General features: G+C 71.3%; 19 protein-coding genes, 1 pseudogene and 1 riboswitch. Of the genes and pseudogenes, 13 read left to right on the top strand and 7 right to left on the bottom strand.

Annotated features, from left to right (window positions below; translation table 11 throughout):
* Positions 1–126: 126 nt before the first annotated feature.
* The 4 genes from Tsedi_RS03320 (at position 127) to Tsedi_RS03335 (ending at position 2,477) form a co-directional block, all read left to right on the top strand.
* Positions 127–537 carry a rhodanese-like domain-containing protein gene (locus Tsedi_RS03320; RefSeq protein WP_143893592.1) on the top strand — a complete coding sequence of 137 codons (411 nt, stop codon included), beginning with the start codon at positions 127–129 and terminating at the stop codon, positions 535–537.
* A 23-nt stretch (positions 538–560) separates the two neighbouring features.
* A complete protein-coding gene (gene grxC, locus Tsedi_RS03325; RefSeq protein ID WP_143893594.1) occupies positions 561–830 on the top strand; it encodes a glutaredoxin 3 in 270 nt (89 codons plus the stop codon).
* A gap of 128 nt (positions 831–958) precedes the next feature.
* Complete coding sequence (gene secB / locus Tsedi_RS03330; RefSeq protein ID WP_143893596.1) at positions 959–1,432, top strand: protein-export chaperone SecB; 474 nt, start codon at positions 959–961, stop codon at positions 1,430–1,432.
* A 19-nt stretch (positions 1,433–1,451) separates the two neighbouring features.
* Positions 1,452–2,477 (top strand): NAD(P)H-dependent glycerol-3-phosphate dehydrogenase, encoded by a 1,026-nt coding sequence (locus Tsedi_RS03335; protein ID WP_143893598.1) that lies wholly within the window; start codon positions 1,452–1,454, stop codon positions 2,475–2,477.
* A 26-nt stretch (positions 2,478–2,503) separates the two neighbouring features.
* On the opposite strand, the gene panC is transcribed toward Tsedi_RS03335, so the two are convergent.
* On the bottom strand, positions 2,504–3,355 hold the full coding sequence (panC, locus tag Tsedi_RS03340; RefSeq protein WP_143893600.1) for a pantoate--beta-alanine ligase: 852 nt from the start codon (positions 3,353–3,355) through the stop codon (positions 2,504–2,506).
* 40 nt (positions 3,356–3,395) lie between these two features.
* A complete protein-coding gene (panB, locus tag Tsedi_RS03345; RefSeq protein WP_143893602.1) occupies positions 3,396–4,271 on the bottom strand; it encodes a 3-methyl-2-oxobutanoate hydroxymethyltransferase in 876 nt (291 codons plus the stop codon).
* 147 nt (positions 4,272–4,418) lie between these two features.
* On the opposite strand from panB, the gene nadC reads away from it, so the two are divergent.
* The 3 genes from nadC (at position 4,419) to Tsedi_RS03360 (ending at position 7,256) form a co-directional block, all read left to right on the top strand.
* The gene (gene nadC, locus Tsedi_RS03350; protein WP_425472715.1) at positions 4,419–5,351 is read left to right on the top strand and encodes a carboxylating nicotinate-nucleotide diphosphorylase; all 933 of its coding nucleotides are present in this window, start codon (positions 4,419–4,421) and stop codon (positions 5,349–5,351) included.
* Between the two features lie 16 nt (positions 5,352–5,367).
* Complete coding sequence (gene nadA, locus Tsedi_RS03355; protein WP_143893604.1) at positions 5,368–6,465, top strand: quinolinate synthase NadA; 1,098 nt, start codon at positions 5,368–5,370, stop codon at positions 6,463–6,465.
* Between the two features lie 128 nt (positions 6,466–6,593).
* On the top strand, positions 6,594–7,256 hold the full coding sequence (locus tag Tsedi_RS03360) for a hypothetical protein (protein ID WP_143893606.1): 663 nt from the start codon (positions 6,594–6,596) through the stop codon (positions 7,254–7,256).
* Here Tsedi_RS03360 and Tsedi_RS03365 read toward each other — a convergent pair.
* From Tsedi_RS03365 to thiC, 3 genes and pseudogenes are all read right to left on the bottom strand, one after another.
* The gene (locus Tsedi_RS03365; protein WP_143893608.1) at positions 7,253–7,558 is read right to left on the bottom strand and encodes a DUF2442 domain-containing protein; all 306 of its coding nucleotides are present in this window, start codon (positions 7,556–7,558) and stop codon (positions 7,253–7,255) included. The genes Tsedi_RS03360 and Tsedi_RS03365 overlap by 4 nt on opposite strands.
* A 30-nt stretch (positions 7,559–7,588) precedes the next feature.
* Positions 7,589–7,858, bottom strand: a complete 270-nt coding sequence (locus tag Tsedi_RS03370; protein WP_143893610.1) for a DUF4160 domain-containing protein — start codon at positions 7,856–7,858, stop codon at positions 7,589–7,591.
* A gap of 79 nt (positions 7,859–7,937) precedes the next feature.
* A pseudogene (gene thiC / locus Tsedi_RS03375) lies at positions 7,938–9,752 on the bottom strand (phosphomethylpyrimidine synthase ThiC); the annotation flags it as partial.
* Positions 9,753–9,844: 92 nt separating this feature from the next.
* A riboswitch (TPP riboswitch) is annotated at positions 9,845–9,940 on the bottom strand.
* Between the two features lie 322 nt (positions 9,941–10,262).
* Between thiC and aceA the strand changes: the two are divergent.
* Entirely contained in the window at positions 10,263–11,582 is a 1,320-nt protein-coding gene (aceA, locus tag Tsedi_RS03380; RefSeq protein ID WP_143893614.1) for an isocitrate lyase, read from the top strand.
* Positions 11,583–11,715: 133 nt separating this feature from the next.
* Here the strand turns inward: aceA and Tsedi_RS03385 are convergent, their stop codons facing one another.
* On the bottom strand, positions 11,716–12,309 hold the full coding sequence (locus Tsedi_RS03385) for a malonic semialdehyde reductase (RefSeq protein WP_143893616.1): 594 nt from the start codon (positions 12,307–12,309) through the stop codon (positions 11,716–11,718).
* Between the two features lie 240 nt (positions 12,310–12,549).
* Between Tsedi_RS03385 and thrS the strand changes: the two genes are divergently transcribed.
* Positions 12,550–14,475: a threonine--tRNA ligase gene (gene thrS / locus Tsedi_RS03390; RefSeq protein WP_143893618.1), complete on the top strand. Its 1,926-nt coding sequence runs from the start codon at positions 12,550–12,552 to the stop codon at positions 14,473–14,475.
* 15 nt (positions 14,476–14,490) lie between these two features.
* Positions 14,491–15,099, top strand: coding sequence for a translation initiation factor IF-3 (gene infC, locus Tsedi_RS03395; RefSeq protein ID WP_143893620.1), 609 nt, complete (start codon positions 14,491–14,493; stop codon positions 15,097–15,099).
* Between the two features lie 51 nt (positions 15,100–15,150).
* On the opposite strand, the gene Tsedi_RS03400 is transcribed toward infC, so the two are convergent.
* Entirely contained in the window at positions 15,151–16,137 is a 987-nt protein-coding gene (locus Tsedi_RS03400; RefSeq protein WP_143893622.1) for a WD40 repeat domain-containing protein, read from the bottom strand.
* Between the two features lie 140 nt (positions 16,138–16,277).
* Here Tsedi_RS03400 and rpmI point away from each other — a divergent pair, with 140 nt between their 5' ends.
* The 3 genes from rpmI to pheS all read left to right on the top strand — a co-directional run bounded on the left by rpmI (position 16,278) and on the right by pheS (position 18,089).
* Positions 16,278–16,481: a 50S ribosomal protein L35 gene (rpmI, locus tag Tsedi_RS03405; RefSeq protein ID WP_143893973.1), complete on the top strand. Its 204-nt coding sequence runs from the start codon at positions 16,278–16,280 to the stop codon at positions 16,479–16,481.
* 38 nt (positions 16,482–16,519) lie between these two features.
* Positions 16,520–16,891, top strand: a complete 372-nt coding sequence (rplT, locus tag Tsedi_RS03410; RefSeq protein WP_143893624.1) for a 50S ribosomal protein L20 — start codon at positions 16,520–16,522, stop codon at positions 16,889–16,891.
* Positions 16,892–17,018: 127 nt separating this feature from the next.
* Positions 17,019–18,089 carry a phenylalanine--tRNA ligase subunit alpha gene (gene pheS, locus Tsedi_RS03415; protein WP_143893626.1) on the top strand — a complete coding sequence of 357 codons (1,071 nt, stop codon included), beginning with the start codon at positions 17,019–17,021 and terminating at the stop codon, positions 18,087–18,089.
* Positions 18,090–18,103 lie beyond the last annotated feature (14 nt).

An 18,103-nucleotide genomic window follows, 5' to 3' on the forward strand; every position in this document is an offset into this window, starting at 1 on the left:
GTGGCAGCCCGGCTGCGTCATCGGGAAAACCCCATCATTCTAGAATACCGCGCCGGGCATCGGCCACCGCGCGCCGCGGCGGCACGGCCCGTGACCCCCTTTTCCCGACAACCGAAGCGAGCAAGCGTGGACTTTCTGATCGACAACTGGATGCTGGTGGCGGTGGCGGCGGGCTCGGGCCTGATGCTGCTGTGGCCGGCGCTGACGGGCGGCGTGGCCGCCGGGGTCAACCCCACCGAGGCGGTGCAGCTGATCAACCGCGACAAGGCGATCGTGATCGACGTGTGCTCCCCGGCCGAGTACGCGGCCGGGCACGTGGCCGGCGCGCGCAACGTGCCGCTGGACGAGCTGGCCACGCGCCTGCCGCAGGTGGTCAAGAACAAGGCCACGCCGGTGGTGCTGGTGTGCGCTTCCGGGGTGCGGTCGCGCCGCGCCGCGGCGATCGCGAAGAAGCTCGGCTACGAGAAGGCGGTGTCGCTGGCCGGCGGGCTGGCCGCCTGGCGCGCCGCCAGCCTGCCGGTGCAGACCGGTGCCTGAGTGTCCCACCCGGAAGCCCGACCATGGCCCACGTCAAGATCTACAGCAGCGACTACTGTCCGTACTGCCACCGCGCCAAGGCGCTGCTGCGCGCGCGCGGCGTCACCGAGTGGGAGGAGATCAACGTCGACGGACGCCCGGAGATCCGCCAGGAGATGGCGCGCCTGGTCGGCCGTACCAGCGTGCCGCAGATCTTCATCGAGGGCCGCCATGTCGGCGGCTGCGACGACCTGCACGCGCTGGATGCGTGCGGCGGGCTGGAGCCGCTGTTGCGCGGTGCGGCGGCGGGCTGACCCTCCTCGCCGCGGGGGCCGCCGGGGGCATGCGGGCGGGCTGCCATAATCGGCGCCTGGCCCTCAGGGGCCGACCGAGCCCGCCGGCAGCCGCCGGCTCCCCCCTTCGACCCAAGCCCAAGCCCACCATGGCGGACGAACAGCAGCAACCGACTCCCGTGTTCCAGATCCAGCGCGTCTACCTGAAGGAAGCGTCGCTGGAGCAGCCCAACTCCCCGGCCATCTTCCTCGAGCAGCAACAGCCCTCGGTCGACATCCAGCTCGGCGTGGAGGCGCAGTCGGTGGCCGAAGGCATCTACGAGGTCGCGGTGGTCACCACCGTGCACACCAGGATCGGCGAGCGCACCGTCTTCCTCGTCGAGGCCAAGCAGGCCGGCATTTTCGAGATCCGCCACATTCCGCAGGAGATCCTGCAGCAGGTCATCGGCATCCAGTGTCCGCAGATCGTCTACCCGTACCTGCGCGCCAACGTCGCCGATCTGATCCAGCGCGCCGGTTTCCCGCCGGTGCACCTGGCGGAGCTGAACTTCCAGGCCATGTACGAGCAGCAGCTGGCCCAGCAGCAGGCCGCCGCAAGCGCCAACGCCAACGGTCAGGCCTGACCACGCTGCCCGCCCGCCCATGCGCATCACGGTGATTGGCGCCGGCGCCTGGGGGACGGCGCTGGCGGTGGCGGCAGCCCAAGCCGGCCGCGACGTGCTGCTGTGGGCGCGCGACGCCGCGCAGGCCGAGGCGATGGCGCGGGCGCGCGTCAATGCGCGCTACCTGCCGGAGGTGACGCTGCCGCCGGCGTTGCGGGTGGCCGGCGGTGAGCCGGCCGGCCTTCAGGTCGCCCTCTCCGGCACCGACCTCGTCGTCATCGGCACGCCGATGGCGGCGCTGCGCCCGTGGCTGGCCTGGCTGGCGCAGGCGCTGCCGGCATGCGGCCGCGCCGAGGTGCCGGTGGTGTGGCTGTGCAAGGGCTTCGAGCGGGCGCAGCCGGACGCCGAGTACGGCCTGCTGGGCCACGAGGTGGCGCAGCAGGTGGCCCCGGCGCTGCGCGTCGGCGTCTTCAGCGGGCCGAGCTTCGCGCGCGAGGTGGCGCAGGGCCTGCCGACGGCGCTGGTGGCCGCCAGCGCCGAGCCGGCGGTGCGCGCGGCGCTGGTGGCCGCCTTCCATGGCCCGGCGCTGCGCGTCTACGCCAACGATGACATGATCGGCGTGGAGGTCGGTGGCGCGGTGAAGAACGTGCTGGCCATCGCCACCGGCCTGTGCGACGGGCTGCGCCTGGGCCACAACGCGCGCGCGGCGCTGATCACGCGCGGGCTGGCGGAGATGACGCGGCTGGGCGTGGCGCTGGGTGCGCGGGCCGAGACCTTCATGGGTCTGACCGGCCTGGGAGACCTGGTGCTGACCGCCACCGGCGACCTGAGCCGCAACCGTCAGGTCGGCCTGCGGCTGGCCGAGGGGCTGGGCGCGGAGGCGGCGGTGCACACGCTGGGCCACGTGGCCGAGGGCGTCTACAGCGCGCGCACGGTGGCGCAGCGCGCGCGCCGGCTGGGCGTGGACATGCCGATCACCGAGGCGGTGGTGTCGCTGCTGGACGGCGCGCTGGATGCGCGCGGCGCGGTGGAGCGGCTGATGGGCCGCGACCCCAAGGCCGAGTAGGGCAGCGGCGGGGGCGGCCGCGCGGCTCAGAATTCCCAGTTGTCGATCAGGCGCGTGCGACCCAGCCGCGCCGCGCCCAGCGCCACCAGCCGGCCCGGCTGGATGTCGTGCGGCTCGGGCGGCTGCAGGTCCTCGCGCCGGCGCACCGTCAGGTAGTCCGGCTGCCAGCCGCGCGCCGCCAGCGCCTGCAGCGCGCGCTGCTCCAGTGCCGACAGGTTGTGTTCGCCGCCCAGCACGTCGGCTGCCAGCAGCCGCAGCGCCTGCACCAGCTGCGGCGCCTCGGCGCGCTCCTCGGGCGACAGGTAGCCGTTGCGCGAGCTCAGCGCCAGCCCGTCGGGTGCGCGCGCCGTCTCCAGCCCGTGGATCGTCACCGGCAGCGCGAACTGACGCACCATGTGCCGGATCACCATCAGCTGCTGGTAATCCTTCTTGCCGAAGACGGCGTGGCGCTCGCCCTTGGCCTGGGCGAACACGCACTGGAACAGCTTCATCACCACCGTGCACACCCCGGTGAAGAAGCCCGGCCGGAAGTGGCCTTCGAGCATGTCGGCCAGCGCCGGGTGCGGCTGCACCTTGAAGGTCTGCGGCTCCGGGTACAGCTCGGCTTCGTCGGGCGCGAAGACGATGTCGCAGCCGACCTCGGCCAGGCGCGCGCAGTCGGCCTCCAGCGTGCGCGGGTAGGTGTCGAAATCCTCGTGCGGCAGGAACTGCAGCCGGTTGACGAAGATGCTGGCCACCGTCACGTCACCCAGCGTGCGCGCGTGGCGCACCAGGCTCAGGTGGCCCTCGTGCAGGTTGCCCATCGTGGGCACGAAGGCGGGATGGTCGAACGGCGCGAGTGCCTGGCGCAGTTCGGCGATGGTGCGGACGACTTGCATCGGGCGGGGGGTCCGTGAAGAGGACGCACGCGGGCGGGGTTCACCACGCGTGCAGGGTGTTGTCGGGGAAGCTGCCGTCCTTGACGGCGGCCACGTAGGCGGCGATGGCGTCGCGCACGCTGGCGGCGCCCTCCATGAAGTTGCGCACGAAGCGCGGCGTGCGGCCGAGGTGGATACCCAGCATGTCGTGCATCACCAGGACCTGACCGGCGGTACCGTTGCCGCTGCCGATGCCGATCGTGTGGCAGCGCGGCAGCTGCCGGGTGATGTCCGCCGCCAGCGTCGCCGGCACCATCTCCAGCACCAGCATCGTGGCACCGGCATCCTGCAGCTCCAGCGCCTGCCGGCGCAGCCGCTCGGCCTCGGCCTCGCTGCGGCCCTGCACGCGATAGCCGCCCAGCGCGTGCACGGTCTGCGGCGTCAGGCCCAGGTGGGCGCACACCGGAATGCCGCGCTCGACCAGGAAGCGCACCGTCTCCACCGTCCAGCCGCCGCCTTCGAGCTTGACCATGTGCGCGCCGGCCTGCATCAGCGCGGCGGCGCTGCGCATCGCCTCCTCGCGCGAGGTCTGGTAGCTGCCGAACGGCAGGTCGCCGATGACCCAAACCGTGCCCTGCACGCGGCGCACGCCGCGCACCACGCACTCGGTGTGGTAGCACATCTCTTCCAGCGTCACGCCCACCGTGCTGGGCCGGCCCTGGCAGACCATGCCGAGCGAGTCGCCCACCAGCAGGCAGTCCACGCCGGCGGCGTCGGCCACCGCGGCGAACGTCGCGTCGTAGGCGGTGAGCATGGCGATTTTCTCGCCGCGCTCGCGCATCTCCTGCAGGCGCGGCAGGCTCACCGGCTTGCGCGGCGGCAGCGGGGCGGCAGCGGGCAGGGTGCCGTAGGGCGTGCGGGCCGAGGTGTCGGTCATCGTCGCAGGGGGCAGCGGTATCCAAAAGGCCTCCTAGTCTAGTGCATGCGCCCGCCCGGTCCGCGGCGGCCGCCTGCCCGGCGTTGTATCCTTGGAAGCCTCGGCCGCGCGGGGCACCCCGGCGGCCGGCGCCCCGCGAGTGCCAAGATGATGCCCGCCCTGTCCGATCAGCCCGCCCCGTCCGCCTGGCCCGCCGGCCGGCCCGATCCGCTCAGCCTGCAGCCGCCGCTGCCGGACGTGACCGCGCAGGCCGAGGCCGATGCGGCACGCGCGCTGGCGGAGGATGTCGGCAGCGGCGACCTGACGGCGGCGCTGGCGCCGGCCGGGCAGCGCGTGCGCGCGCGCGTGATCGCGCGCGACAGCGCCGTGGTGTGCGGCCGGCCGTGGGTGCAGGCGGCGCTGCACGCGCTGGACGCCGGCGCGCGCTGGGACTGGCGCGTCGACGAGGGCGGCCGCGTGGAGCCCGGCGCCACCGTGTTCGAGGTCGAGGCCGAGGCGCGCGCGCTGCTGAGCGCCGAGCGCACGATGCTGAACTTTCTGCAGACGCTCTCCGCTGTGGCCACCTTGACGCGCCGCTATGTGGACGCCGTGGCCGGCACGCGCGCGCGCATCTGCGACACGCGCAAGACGCTGCCCGGGCTGCGCGTGGCGCAGAAGTATGCGGTGCGCATGGGCGGAGGGCTCAACCACCGCATGGGCCTGCACGACGCCATCCTGATCAAGGAAAACCACATCGCCGCCTGTGGCGGCGTGGCCGAGGCGCTGCGGCGCGCGCAGCGGCTGGCACCGCAGGCGCTGTTCGTGCAGATCGAGGTCGAGACGCTGGCCCAGCTCGACGAGGCGCTGGACGCCGGCGCGCGTCTGATCCTGCTGGACAACATGGAGCTGCCGACGCTGCGCGAGGCGGTGCGGCGCAATGACGCCCACCCCGGCGGCGGGGCGGTGCTGGAGATTTCGGGCGGCGTGACGCTGGCCAACGTGCGGGCGCTCGCGGAGACCGGCGTGGACCGCATCTCGGTGGGGGCGCTGACGAAGGACGTGCAGGCCGTGGACCTGTCGATGCGCCTGCTGCCGGCGTAAAAGGACGAGCGACGAGATGGAACACGTGATCGAGGTGGAGGTCGAGCAGCCGGCGTGCACCACGCGCCACGCGTGGGCGCGGGTGCCGCAGGAGCCGTCCCCGGCGGAGCGGCAGGCGCTGAAGGCCCGCATCGCCGAGCTGCTGCGCGCGCGCGACGCGGTGCTGGTGGCGCACTACTACGTGCACCCGGACCTGCAGGATCTGGCCGAGGCCACCGGGGGGCTGGTCAGCGACAGCCTGGAGATGGCGCGCTTCGGCCGCGACCATCCGGCGCGCACGCTGGTGGTGGCCGGCGTGCGCTTCATGGGCGAGACGGCCAAGATCCTGTCGCCCGACAAGACGGTGCTGATGCCGGATCTGGACGCGACCTGCTCGCTGGACATCGGCTGCCCGCCCGACGACTTCGCGGCGTTCCGCGCCGAGCACCCCGACCGCACGGTGGTGGTCTATGCCAACACCAGCGCCGCGGTGAAGGCGCAGGCCGACTGGGTGGTGACCTCCAGCTGTGCGCTCGACATCGTCGGTGCGCTGCGCGACGCCGGGCACCGCATCCTGTGGGCGCCGGACAAGCACCTGGGCGGCTACATCCAGCGCGAGACCGGCGCCGACATGGTGCTGTGGCGCGGCTCCTGCGTCGTGCACGACGAGTTCAAGGCGTTCGAGCTGGAGGCGCTGCGGCGCGAGTACCCCGAGGCCAAGGTGCTGGTGCACCCGGAAAGCCCGGCGGCGGTGGTGGCGCAGGCCGACGTGGTCGGCTCGACCTCGCAGATCCTGCAGGCCGCCGCCACCCTGCCGGCCAGGGTGTTCATCGTCGCCACCGACAGCGGCCTGATGCACCAGCTGCGCCAGCGCCACCCGGACAAGCTGTTCCTGGAGGCCCCCACCGCCGGCAACGGCGCCACCTGCAAGAGCTGCGCGCACTGCCCGTGGATGGCGATGAACGGCCTGCGCGGCGTGCTGGAGGTGCTGGAGACCGGGCTCAACGAGATCCACGTGGCGCCGGAGCTGATCCCGCGTGCCCGGTTGCCGATCGAGCGGATGCTGGCCTTCACCGCGGCGCGCAAGCGCGGCGAGCCGCCCGGCGCGCTGGTGCCGGGGCTCGGCGCGGTCTGAGGCCGGCGTGCCCGCCAAGACCCTTCAGGCTGCAGGGTGATGGCGGGCCGCTGCCAACCGTGGCATCGTGCGGTCCGCAGGCGCTGCCGGCTCAGGCCGGCGGCTGCCCGGCACGAGGAGCGGACACGATGGTGACGAGCATGCGACCGGCGCCCCGCTGGCGGGCCTGGGTCATCGCCCTGGCGACCATGGAGGCGGCGTCGCGGGCGACGGCCCTGACGCTCGACGATGTCGCCCGCGAGGGTGAACTGCGCTTTCTGGCCGAGCGGCCCGACCCGGGCGCCTACCGCTACGACGCCGAGGCGCGCATCGACGCCGACAGCCTGCGTGAGGGCGTGGTCACGATGCGCACCTGCCATCGCCAGCTCGATCCCAACCCGCGCATCGTGGTGGCGTTCAACCCCGAGCGCGTGCAGTCGATCGACATCGTCAGCACCGAGGGCGTCGGCCGCGCGTGGGTGGAGGGGCGTCGTGTCGAGCTGGCCGACGTCCGCCGCGGTGGCAGCGTCTGCATCGACCTGCGCACGCGCGCGCTGGAGCCGATCGGCGAGGGCCGCTGGCGTCTGCACGCCGGCCCGCTGATGCGCCGCTATCTGGACGGCTACCTGCCGATGGAGGCCGAGCTCAAGGTCGTCTGGCCGCCGGGCCTGCTGCAGGTGACCACCACCGATCCCGCACCGCAGCCGGGCGTGAAGCTGTCGGCCGGCACCGACGGCGCCACGCTGCACGTGACCTTCGCCGGCCGCCTGTCGGCCACGTGGGAGCTGCAGCGCCCCGCCGCGGCGCGCTAGGCCGCGGCCGGTGCACCGGTTGCGGACTGTTCTGCGGTGGCTTGCGTGTCGCCTGCCGTGGCGATCGGAACACTGCGGTCGTACAGGGTCTCGGGGGCGATGTCGATCTCGCCGGCCCAGGCCACCGTCCCCCAGGCCACGTGGGCGGTGGCGAAACGGCCCGGTTCCTTCAGACGGTCAAATGGCGGACGCGCCAACAGCGGCTCGACGTCGAAGCGGCGCTGCTCGCCATTTTCGAAGCGCAGGCGCAGCGTCCACGGCGGCTCCACCTGCACTTCCACCACGTCCAACAGCGTTGACATCGGCTGACTCCTTCGACGACGGACCTCGGCTCACTGCAGCGGGGGGATGCGGAATGGTTCGACGCCCTGACAGACCAGTTCCCAGTCCGCCATCAGCTCGTCGCGGTGCAGTTCGATCCCGGCCTGCAGCAGCCTGAGCTGCTTCGGCGGCAGTTCGCCGGCCAGCACCGAGCCGTCGTCGATCGCCACCGCCGCCTTGTGCCCCTGGTAGCGGGCATGGATGGGGGCGCGGTGGTGGCGATCCTGGTCCTCGTAGAAGATCGCCACCACGATCCCGTAAAACATGCTGATGACGGGCATGGATGCTGATGACGGGCATGGCCGGCCCAGTCTAGCGCAAGACCGTCACGGCGGGGGAGAGTTACGTCACGTTCCGCGCGCGCAGTTCCTGCGTGATGCGCATCGAGCAGAACTTCGGCCCGCACATCGAGCAGAACGGCGCGCTCTTGGCGGCGTCCTTCGGCAGCGTGGCGTCGTGGTAGGCGCGCGCGGTGTCAGGGTCCAGCGCCAGGTTGAACTGGTCCTGCCAGCGGAATTCGAAGCGCGCCTTGGACATGGCGTTGTCACGGATCTGCGCGCCGGGGTGGCCCTTGGCCAGGTCGGCGGCGTGCGCCGCGATCTTGTAGGCGATCAGCCCCTGCTTGACGTCGTCGCGGTCGGGCAGGCCGAGGTGCTCCTTGGGCGTGACGTAGCACAGCATCGCCGTGCCGTACCAGCCGATCTGCGCCGCGCCGATGGCGCTGGCCAGATGGTCGTAGCCGGGGGCGATGTCGGTCACCAGCGGCCCCAGCGTGTAGAACGGCGCCTCGTGGCAGTGGCGCAGCTGCTCGTCCATGTTGGCCTGGATCAGCTGCATGGGCACGTGGCCGGGGCCCTCGATCATCACCTGCACGTCGTGGCGCCAGGCGATGCGCGTCAGCTCGCCCAGCGTGCGCAGCTCCGCCAGCTGCGCCTCGTCGTTGGCGTCGTGGATGGAGCCGGGGCGCAGTCCGTCGCCGAGGCTGAAGGCGACGTCGTACGCCTTCATGATCTCGCAGATCTCCTCGAAGTGGGTGTAGAGGAAGTTTTCCTGTCCGTGCGCCTGGCACCAGCGCGCCATGATCGAGCCGCCGCGCGAGACGATGCCGGTCAGCCGCCGCTCGGTCAGCGCGATGAAGTCGCGCCGCACGCCGGCGTGGATCGTGAAGTAATCGACCCCCTGCTCGGCCTGCTCGATCAGCGTGTCGCGGAACACCTCCCACGAAAGCGCCTCCGGGTCGCCGCCGACCTTTTCCAGCGCCTGATAGATCGGCACCGTGCCGACCGGCACCGGGCTGTTGCGGATGATCCACTCGCGCGTCTCGTGGATGTGGCGCCCGGTGGACAGGTCCATCACCGTGTCGGCGCCCCAGCGCACCGCCCAGACCATCTTGTCCACCTCGGCGGCGATGTCGGAAGCCAGCGCCGAGTTGCCGATGTTGGCGTTGACCTTGACCAGGAAGTGGCGGCCGATGATCATCGGCTCGCTTTCCGGGTGGTTGACGTTGGCCGGGATGATGGCGCGGCCGGCGGCCACCTCCTGGCGCACGAACTCCGGCGTGATCTCGGCCGGGATGCGCGCGCCGAACGCCTGGCCGGGGTGCTGGCGCAGCAGCCGCTCGGCCATCGCCCGTCCGCGCGGGCCGCAGGCGCGCAGCGCCTCCAGATACGCCTGACGGTTCTGGTTCTCGCGGATGGCGACGAACTCCATCTCGGGCGTGACGAGGCCGCGGCGCGCGTAGTGCAGCTGCGTCACGTTGGCGCCGGCGCGCGCGCGGCGGATCGGGCGCGCCGGCGCCGGCATGCGCAGGTGGGCCGTCGCCGGGTCATTGAGCCGCGCCTGCCCCCAGCTGCTGCTCGGCCCGGGCAGCGTCTCGGTGTCACCGCGCTCCTCGATCCAGCGCAGGCGCAGCGGCGGCAGGCCGCGGCGGATGTCGATGTCGGCGTCGTGCGCCGTGTAGGGGCCGGAGGTGTCGTACACCCACACCGGCGGGTTGGGCTCGCCGCCCAGCGCGGCGGGTGTGGCCGACTGGGCGATCTCGCGCATCGGCACGCGCAGGTCGGGGCGGCTGCCGGTGACGTGGATCTTGCGCGAGCCGCAGATCGGTCCGATCGTGACGGCCTGAGGGGCGGGGGCGCGTGGCGGGCGCGCGACGGTGACGGAGGTCTCGGACATCGGCGTTCTCCTCGGAGGGGCGGGGTGGACGACGCTCCGGGGACGCCACGCGCGACCGCGCGCCTGGTGCCGGCCCGCTGGGCGGGCAGGCGGCTCGTCCTTTCGCCGGCATGATCCGGATCAAGTTCGACGGGTTCGGCGCGCGCTCGGGCGCCGTCTCAGCCCACGTGCCGTGGACACCCCGGAGCGGGTGCGATTGTAGGAAAGGTCGGTCGTGCGTGCACCTGGTTTCATGATGTGGAATCAAGCCTCACTATCGTGAAAGCGGTGCCGCGCCGTGCGTGCGTCTCGTTCCGTATCGTCATGACGACATTCCATAATTCGAAATAGTTGCGCAACCCATTGAAATACAAGATGCAAAACTAGTCTTCTATAAGACACAAGACATGTTTTATGTCTTATAGAAGACTTATACTTGCGCCAACGGCGGCGCGGTGTTCCTGGCGGACGATGCGGCGCCGCCGACGGGGTTGACCTTTTTGCCTGCAACGACGACCAAGGAGTCTGACGATGACGCAACCACTCACCCGCGAGCAGCAGATCGCCGCGCTGGAGAAGGACTGGGCCGAGAACCCGCGCTGGAAGGGCATCAAGCGCGGCTACACCGCCGCCGATGTCGTGCGCCTGCGCGGCTCGGTGCAGATCGAGTACACGCTGGCCAAGCGCGGCGCCGAGAAGCTCTGGCGCCTGATCAACGGCGAGGCCAAGAAAGGCTACGTCAACGCCTTCGGCGCGGTCACCGCAGGCCAGGCGATGCAGCAGGCCAAGGCCGGCCTGGAGGCGGTGTACCTGTCGGGCTGGCAGGTGGCGGCGGACGCCAACACCAGCGAGACGATGTACCCGGACCAGTCGCTCTACGCCTACGACTCGGTGCCGACGATGGTGCGCCGCATCAACAACACCTTCAAGCGCGCCGACGAGATCCAGTGGAGCCGCGGCATCGGCCCCGGTGACGCCGGCTACATCGACTACTTCCTGCCGATCGTGGCGGACGCGGAAGCCGGCTTCGGCGGCGTGCTCAACGCCTTCGAGCTGATGAAGAACATGATCGCCGCGGGTGCGGCCGGCGTGCACTTCGAGGACCAGCTGGCCGCGGTGAAGAAGTGCGGCCACATGGGCGGCAAGGTGCTGGTGCCGACGCAGGAGGCGATCGAGAAGCTGATCGCCGCGCGCTTCGCGGCCGACGTGATGGGCGTGCCCACCATCGTGCTGGCGCGCACCGACGCCGAGGCGGCCAATCTGCTGACCAGCGATCACGACCCCAACGACCGTCCGTTCCTGACCGGCGAGCGCACGCAGGAGGGCTTCTTCCGCGTCAGGAACGGCCTGGAGCAGGCGATCAGCCGCGGCGTGGCCTACGCGCCGTACGCCGACCTGGTGTGGTGCGAGACCGGTACGCCGGACCTGGGCTTTGCGCGCGAGTTCGCGCAGGCCATCCACGAGAAGTACCCCGGCAAGCTGCTGGCCTACAACTGCTCGCCGTCGTTCAACTGGAAGAAGAACCTCGACGACAAGACCATCGCCGAGTTCCAGGACAAGCTGTCGGAGATGGGCTACAAGTACCAGTTCATCACGCTGGCCGGCATCCACATCAACTGGTACAACACGTTCATGTTCGCGTACCACTACGCGCGCGGCCAGGGCATGAAGCACTACGTCGACATGGTGCAGGAGCCCGAGTTCAAGGCGCGCGAGCTGGGCTACACCTTCGTGTCGCACCAGCAGGAAGTCGGCGCCGGCTACTTCGACGACGTCACCACCGTCATCCAGGGTGGCTCCTCCAGCGTCAAGGCGCTGGCCGGCTCCACCGAGGAGGCGCAGTTCCACTGATCGGCGCCGCTGCCGCGCGCCCCGGACGGGGGCGCGGCGCGGTCCGTGCCGCCCGCCCGCGCAGGCCCTCGTGGCCGCGCGGGCTTTTCGCCTGGGGCGGGCGCCGCGCCGCCGCCGTGGCGCCAGAACGGCGTCAGACGATGCGACAGGCCTCGTCGAAACCGAGTCGGGGGCCGCGCGGGTGCAGCCCGGCGGGGTCCCCATAGCCGAGGTTGCACAGGAAGTTCGTGCGCACCGTCGTGCCGGCCCAGAAGGCCGCATCGACCGCCGCGGCGTCGAAGCCGCTCATCGGTCCGCAGTCCAGGCCCAGCGCGCGCGCCGCCAGGATGAAGTAGCCGCCCTGCAGGCTGGCGTTGCGCAGCGCGGTGGTGGCGATCAGCTCCGGGTTGCCCGCGAACCAGTCGCGTGCCGCCGGGTTGTGCGGAAACAGCCGCGGCAGCTGCTCGTAAAACGCCATGTCCATGCCGAGGATGGCCGTCACCGGTGCGGCGGCGGTCTGGGCGCGGTTGCCCTCCATCAGGCACGGCAGCAGGCGCGCCTTGGCCTCGGGGCTGGTGACGAAGACGATGCGTGCCGGGCTGCAGTTGGCCGAGGTCGGCCCCCACTTCATCAGGTCGTAGAGGCGGCGCAGCAGCGCCTCGGGCACCGGGCGCGGCTGCCAGGCGTGGTGGGTGCGCGCGTGGTCGAACAGTTGCTCGGTGGTGATCGGATGGAGGGTGTCGGTCATGGCGTTGGTGGAGTGGAACGGGACGCGCGACGCGATTGTGCCGCGCGCGCCTGCGGCACGGCTCGCCTGGGGCTTCTGTGCGAAAATCGGGCGACTCCGGCGGCGGCGCGCCGGCGCCCCTTGGCCCGCGGTCTCCCGCGCGCCGGCAGGGTGCTGGCCGGATACCCCCCACTCGCCCCGCCGCATGCCAGTGTTGCAGCGCGGCCGCCAGCCGCGCTTTTGCCTTCAGGACCTGCATCCATGATCCAGATCACGCTTCCCGACGGCGCGCAGCGCAGCTTCGACGGTCCCGTGACGGTGGGCCAGATCGCCGCGGCCATCGGTCCGGGCCTGGCCAAGGCGGCCGTGGCCGGCAAGGTGCAACACGACGGCGAGGCCGCGGCGCGCACCGTGGACCTCAGCCACGTCGTCGAGCGCGACGCGCGCGTCTGGATCCTGACGCCGAAGGATCCGGAGGGGCTGGAGGTGGTGCGCCACTCCACGGCGCACCTGCTGGCGTACGCGGTCAAGGAGCTGTTCCCGGACGCGCAGGTCACCATCGGCCCGGTGATCGAGGACGGGTTCTACTACGACTTCAGCTACAAGCGCCCGTTCACGCCAGAGGATCTGGCCGCGATCGAGAAGAAGATGGCCGAGCTGGCCGCGCGCGACGAGCCGGTGCAGCGCCGCGTGCTGCCGCGCGAGGAGGCGGTGGCGCATTTCCGGGCGATGGGCGAACACTACAAGGCCGAGATCATCGCCAGCATCCCCGAGGGCGAGGAGATCAGCCTCTACCGCGAGGGCAGCTTCGAGGATCTGTGCCGCGGCCCGCACGTCCCCTCCACCGGCAAGCTCAGGCACTTCAAGCTGATGAAGGTGGCCGGCGCCTACTGGCGCGGCGACCACCGCAACGAGCAGCTGCAGCGCATCTACGGGACCGCCTGGGCCAGCAAGGAGGATCTGCAGGCCTACCTGCACCGGCTGGAGGAGGCCGAGCGGCGCGACCATCGCCGGCTGGGCAAGGAGCTCGACCTGTTCCACCTCGACGAGCATGCGCCGGGGCTGGTGTTCTGGCACCCGAAGGGCTGGACGCTGTGGCAGCAGGTCGAGCAGTACATGCGGCAGGTCTACCGCGACAACGGCTACCTGGAGGTCAAGGGCCCGCAGATCCTGGACAAGGCGCTGTGGGAGAAGACCGGCCACTGGGACAAGTACCGGGACAACATGTTCATCACCGAGAGCGAGAAGCGCGACTACGCGATCAAGCCGATGAACTGCCCCGGCCACATCCTGATCTTCAAGCAGGGGGTGAAGAGCTACCGCGACCTGCCGCTGCGCTACGGCGAATTCGGCCAATGCCACCGCAACGAGCCCAGCGGCGGCCTGCACGGCCTGCTGCGCGTGCGCGGCTTCACGCAGGACGACGGCCACATCTTCTGCACCGAGGACCAGATCCTGGCGGAATGCGACGCCTTCACGCGGTTGCTGAAGAAGGTGTACGCGGACTTTGGCTTTACCGAGATCCTCTACAAGGTCTCGACGCGGCCGGCGGCGCGCATCGGCTCGGACGAGCTGTGGGACAAGGCCGAGGCCGCGCTGATGCAGAGCCTGCGCGAGTCGGGCTGCGCGTTCACGATCTCGCCGGGCGAGGGCGCCTTCTACGGCCCGAAGATCGAGTACACGCTCAAGGACGCCATCGGCCGCGAATGGCAGTGCGGCACGATCCAGGTCGACTTCAACCTGGCCGAGCGGCTCGATGCCGAGTACGTGGCCGAGGACGGCAGCCGGCGCCGCCCGGTGATCCTGCACCGCGCCATCGTCGGCAGCCTGGAGCGCTTCATCGGCATCCTGATCGAGCAGCACGCCGGCGCCCTGCCGGCGTGGCTGGCGCCGGTGCAGGCGGTGGTGCTCAACATCACCGACGCGCAGGCCGACTACTGTGGCGAAATTGCCAAGGCGTTGCGTGAACAGGGCTTTCGCGTCGCGCTGGATCTTGGCAGCGAGAAGATCACCTATAAAATCCGCCAGCATGCGCTGCAGAAGGTGCCCTACATCCTCGTCGTCGGTGACAAGGAGAAGGCCGCCGGCAGCGTGGCCGTGCGGGCGCGCGGCAACCAGGATCTCGGGGTGATGCCCCTGGCCGGTTTCATCGAGCGCCTGCGTTCGGACATCGCGTCCAAACGTTGACGAAGGAAATCCACCATCGCTACCCCGCGTCCCAGCAACTTCCGTGACCGCCGCCAGCGCGAAGAGCGGCAGCACCGGCTCAACCGCGAGATCACCGCGCCCGAGGTGCGCCTGACCGGCCCCGACGGGCAGCAGATCGGCATCGTGCCGCTGCAGGAGGCGTTGCGCATGGCCGGCGAGCTCGACGTCGATCTGGTCGAGATCGCGCCGATGGCCAATCCGCCGGTGTGCCGGCTGATCGATTACGGCAAGTTCAAGTACGCCGAACAGAAGAAGGCCGCCGAGGCCAAGGCCAAGCAGAAGGTCATCGAGGTCAAGGAAGTCAAGTTCCGTCCCGCCACCGACGAGGGCGACTACCAGGTCAAGATGCGCAACATCCGCCGCTTCCTGGAGGACGGCGACAAGTGCAAGGTGACGCTGCGCTTCCGCGGGCGCGAGATCACGCACCAGGAGCTGGGGCTGGCGCTGCTGGAGCGCATCCGCAACGACCTGGGCGACAGCATCGTCGTCGAGCAGTTTCCCAAGCTCGAGGGGCGCCAGATGGTGATGATGATCGCGCCGGCGCGCAAGAAGGGCGGCGGCGCGCCGAAGTCCGAGGCACCCAAGGCCGACGCGGCGGCCTGACGGCGGGCCCGATCCCTCGGGGCGAGTGAGGCCCGGGGCGCGGCCCTGGATTCAGACGCCCCAGGCGGCCACCTGGCCGCTGGACAGCAGTGCCGCGTAACTGCCCTTGCCGAGCGCCGTCACCGCCAGCACGGCGTTGGGCCGGCTGGCGCGCTGCTTGTCGGCGCGCCGTGGCGCGTTCCAGGCGGCCTTGCGTTCGCCGCTCTTCAGGCTCCACAGGGCCACCTCGCCGCTGGCGCTGCCGGTGACGAGTCGCCGGCCGTCGGCCGTGAACGCCAGCACGGCGAAGCCCGCGCGCGCGGGGCCGATGGCGGGCCCGGCGGGGCGTCCGTCCTCCAGGTGCCACAGCCGAACCGGCCCGATGCCGGGGGCGGCGGCCAGTACCCGTTCGTCCGGCGACAGCGCCAGCGCGCGGATCGGCGCGCCCAGCGCCCAGCGGTGACGCGCCGTGCCGTCGGCCAGATCCCACACGCGCACCACGCCGTCGTCGCTGCCGGTGACGCCAAGCCGCCCGTCGGCCGTCAGCGCCACGCAGCCGATGGCGGCGTTCTGCCGGATCGGCGCCGGCCGGCCCTGCCGCGGCGGCGGCAGGTGCCAGGCCACCATGCCCTGCGTGCCGATGAGCAGGTGCTCGGCGTCGCCCGTCAGCGCCACCGCGCGGATCGGGCTGCCGAGCTCCCACGGGCCGACGTGGCGCTGACGTGCCGGCTGCCACAGGTGCAGCCGGCTGCCGGCGGCGGTGGCCAGCCAGGCCCCGTCCGGCGCGGCCGCGCAGGCACGTACCGCGGCGGCCCCGGAGGGCTCGGGAGCCTCGTGCGCGAAGCGCGCCAGCTGGCGCTCGTCGCGCCACTGCCACAGCGTCGCCTCGCCCTGCAGCGTGCCGGCCAGCACCTGCTCGCCCTGCGCCAGAAAGCAGCCGCACTGCACCCCGGCGGCGGCCACCGGAAACAGCGCCGGCGCCGCCGCATCGGCCGCGCGGCCCAGCAGGAGCAGCGGTGCCGCCAGCAGCGCGCGGCGTGGGAGCAGGGGGCGTGACATGGCCGAAAGTGTATAATGGCTGGCTTTCAGCAGAAGCGGCGGACAGGGCCAGGCTCGAAGCGAAGACCGTGCGCGGTGGGCAGCCGCGGCGGCGCCTTGCGGCCGCAATCCACCTCCACTCGATCCACGAGGAAGCCATCATGCCCAAGATGAAGACCAAGAGCAGCGCGAAGAAGCGTTTTCGCGTGCGTCCCGGCGGCACGGTCAAGCGTGCGCAGGCGTTCAAGCGCCACATCCTGACAAAGAAGACGACCAAGAACAAGCGCCAGCTGCGCGGCCCGGCCAACGTGCATGAGCGTGATCTGGGTCACGTCGCCCAGATGATGCCCTACGCGGGTCTGTGACCGCGGGTCGTCCCTGACGAACGGAAAAGGAGCAAGCCATGCCTCGCGTCAAACGTGGTGTCACCGCGCGTGCCCGCCACAAGAAGGTCCTCGCCCTGGCCAAGGGCTTCCGCGGTCGCCGCAAGAATGTCTTCCGCGTCGCCAAGCAGGCGGTGATGAAGGCGCAGCAGTACGCCTACCGCGACCGCCGTACCCGCAAGCGCGTCTTTCGCCAGCTCTGGATCGCCCGCATCAACGCCGCGGCGCGCGAGCTGGGTCTGACCTACAGCCAGTTCGCCAACGGCCTGCGCAAGGCCGCCATCGAGATCGACCGCAAGGTGCTGGCCGATCTGGCCGTGCACGACAAGGCGGCGTTCGCCGCCATCGTCGAGCGCGTCAAGGCCGGGCTGGCGCAGGGCGCGGCGGCCTGACGGCGCCACCGCGCGGTGCGGCGTGGTCGCCGCGCCGGATGCTTTCGACGGGCCAGCGGCCGCCACGGACGCTGGCCCTTCGTTTTGGGGCCGCCGGCACGGCCCCGTCCCATCGACGGATCCCGGCATGAACGATCTGGATACCCTGGTGCAGGCGGCGCGCACGCAGTTCGCGCAGGCCCGGACCGCGCCCGAACTCGAGAACGCCAAGGCGCGCTTCCTCGGCAAGAGCGGCGCGCTGACCGAGCGCATGAAGGGGCTGGCGGCGCTGAGCCCCGAGGACAGGAAGGCCGCCGGTGCGGCGATCAACGCCGCCAAGCAGGCCATCGAGGCGGCGCTGCAGGCGCGCCGCGCCGAGCTGGCCGAGGCCGAGCTGCAGCGCCAGCTGGCCGCCGAGGCGCTGGACGTGACGCTGCCGGGGCGCCAGCGCGGCCAGGGCGGCCTGCATCCGGTAAGCCTGACGCTGGAGCGCATCGAGGCGATCTTCGGCTCGATGGGCTTCGAGGTCGCCGACGGGCCGGAGATCGAGACCGACTGGTTCAACTTCACCGCGCTCAACACGCCGGCGGACCACCCGGCGCGCTCGATGCACGACACCTTCTACGTCGAGGGCGGCACGCCCGAGGCGCCGCTGCTGCTGCGTACGCACACCAGCCCGATGCAAATCCGCCACGCGGTGCAGCACGTCAAGCGCGCGCGCGCGGCAGCCGGCGACGACGGGGTGGAGCCGTTCGCCGGCGACATGCCGGAGATCCGCGTCATCGCCCCGGGGCGCACCTACCGCGTGGACAGCGACGCCACGCACTCGCCGATGTTCCACCAGTGCGAGGGGCTGTGGATCGGCCGCAACGTCAGCTTCAAGGACCTGAAGGTGGTCTTCACGGCGTTTTGCCGCGCGTTCTTCGAGACCGACGCCCTGGCGCTGCGCTTCCGGCCGAGCTTCTTCCCGTTCACCGAGCCCAGCGCCGAGATCGACATCCAGTTCGCCCACGGTCCGCTGGCCGGACGCTGGCTGGAAGTGGCCGGCTCCGGCCAGGTGCACCCCAACGTGGTGCGCAACATGGGGCTCGATCCGGAGCATTACATCGGCTTTGCGTTCGGCATGGGTCCGGACCGGCTGACGATGCTGCGCTACGGCGTCAGCGACCTGCGGCAGTTCTTCGAGGGCGACCTGCGCTTCCTGGCGCAGTTCCGCTGACGCGCCGTCCCACC

This window comes from Tepidimonas sediminis, assembly GCF_007556605.1.
Lineage (GTDB): Bacteria > Pseudomonadota > Gammaproteobacteria > Burkholderiales > Burkholderiaceae_C > Tepidimonas > Tepidimonas sediminis.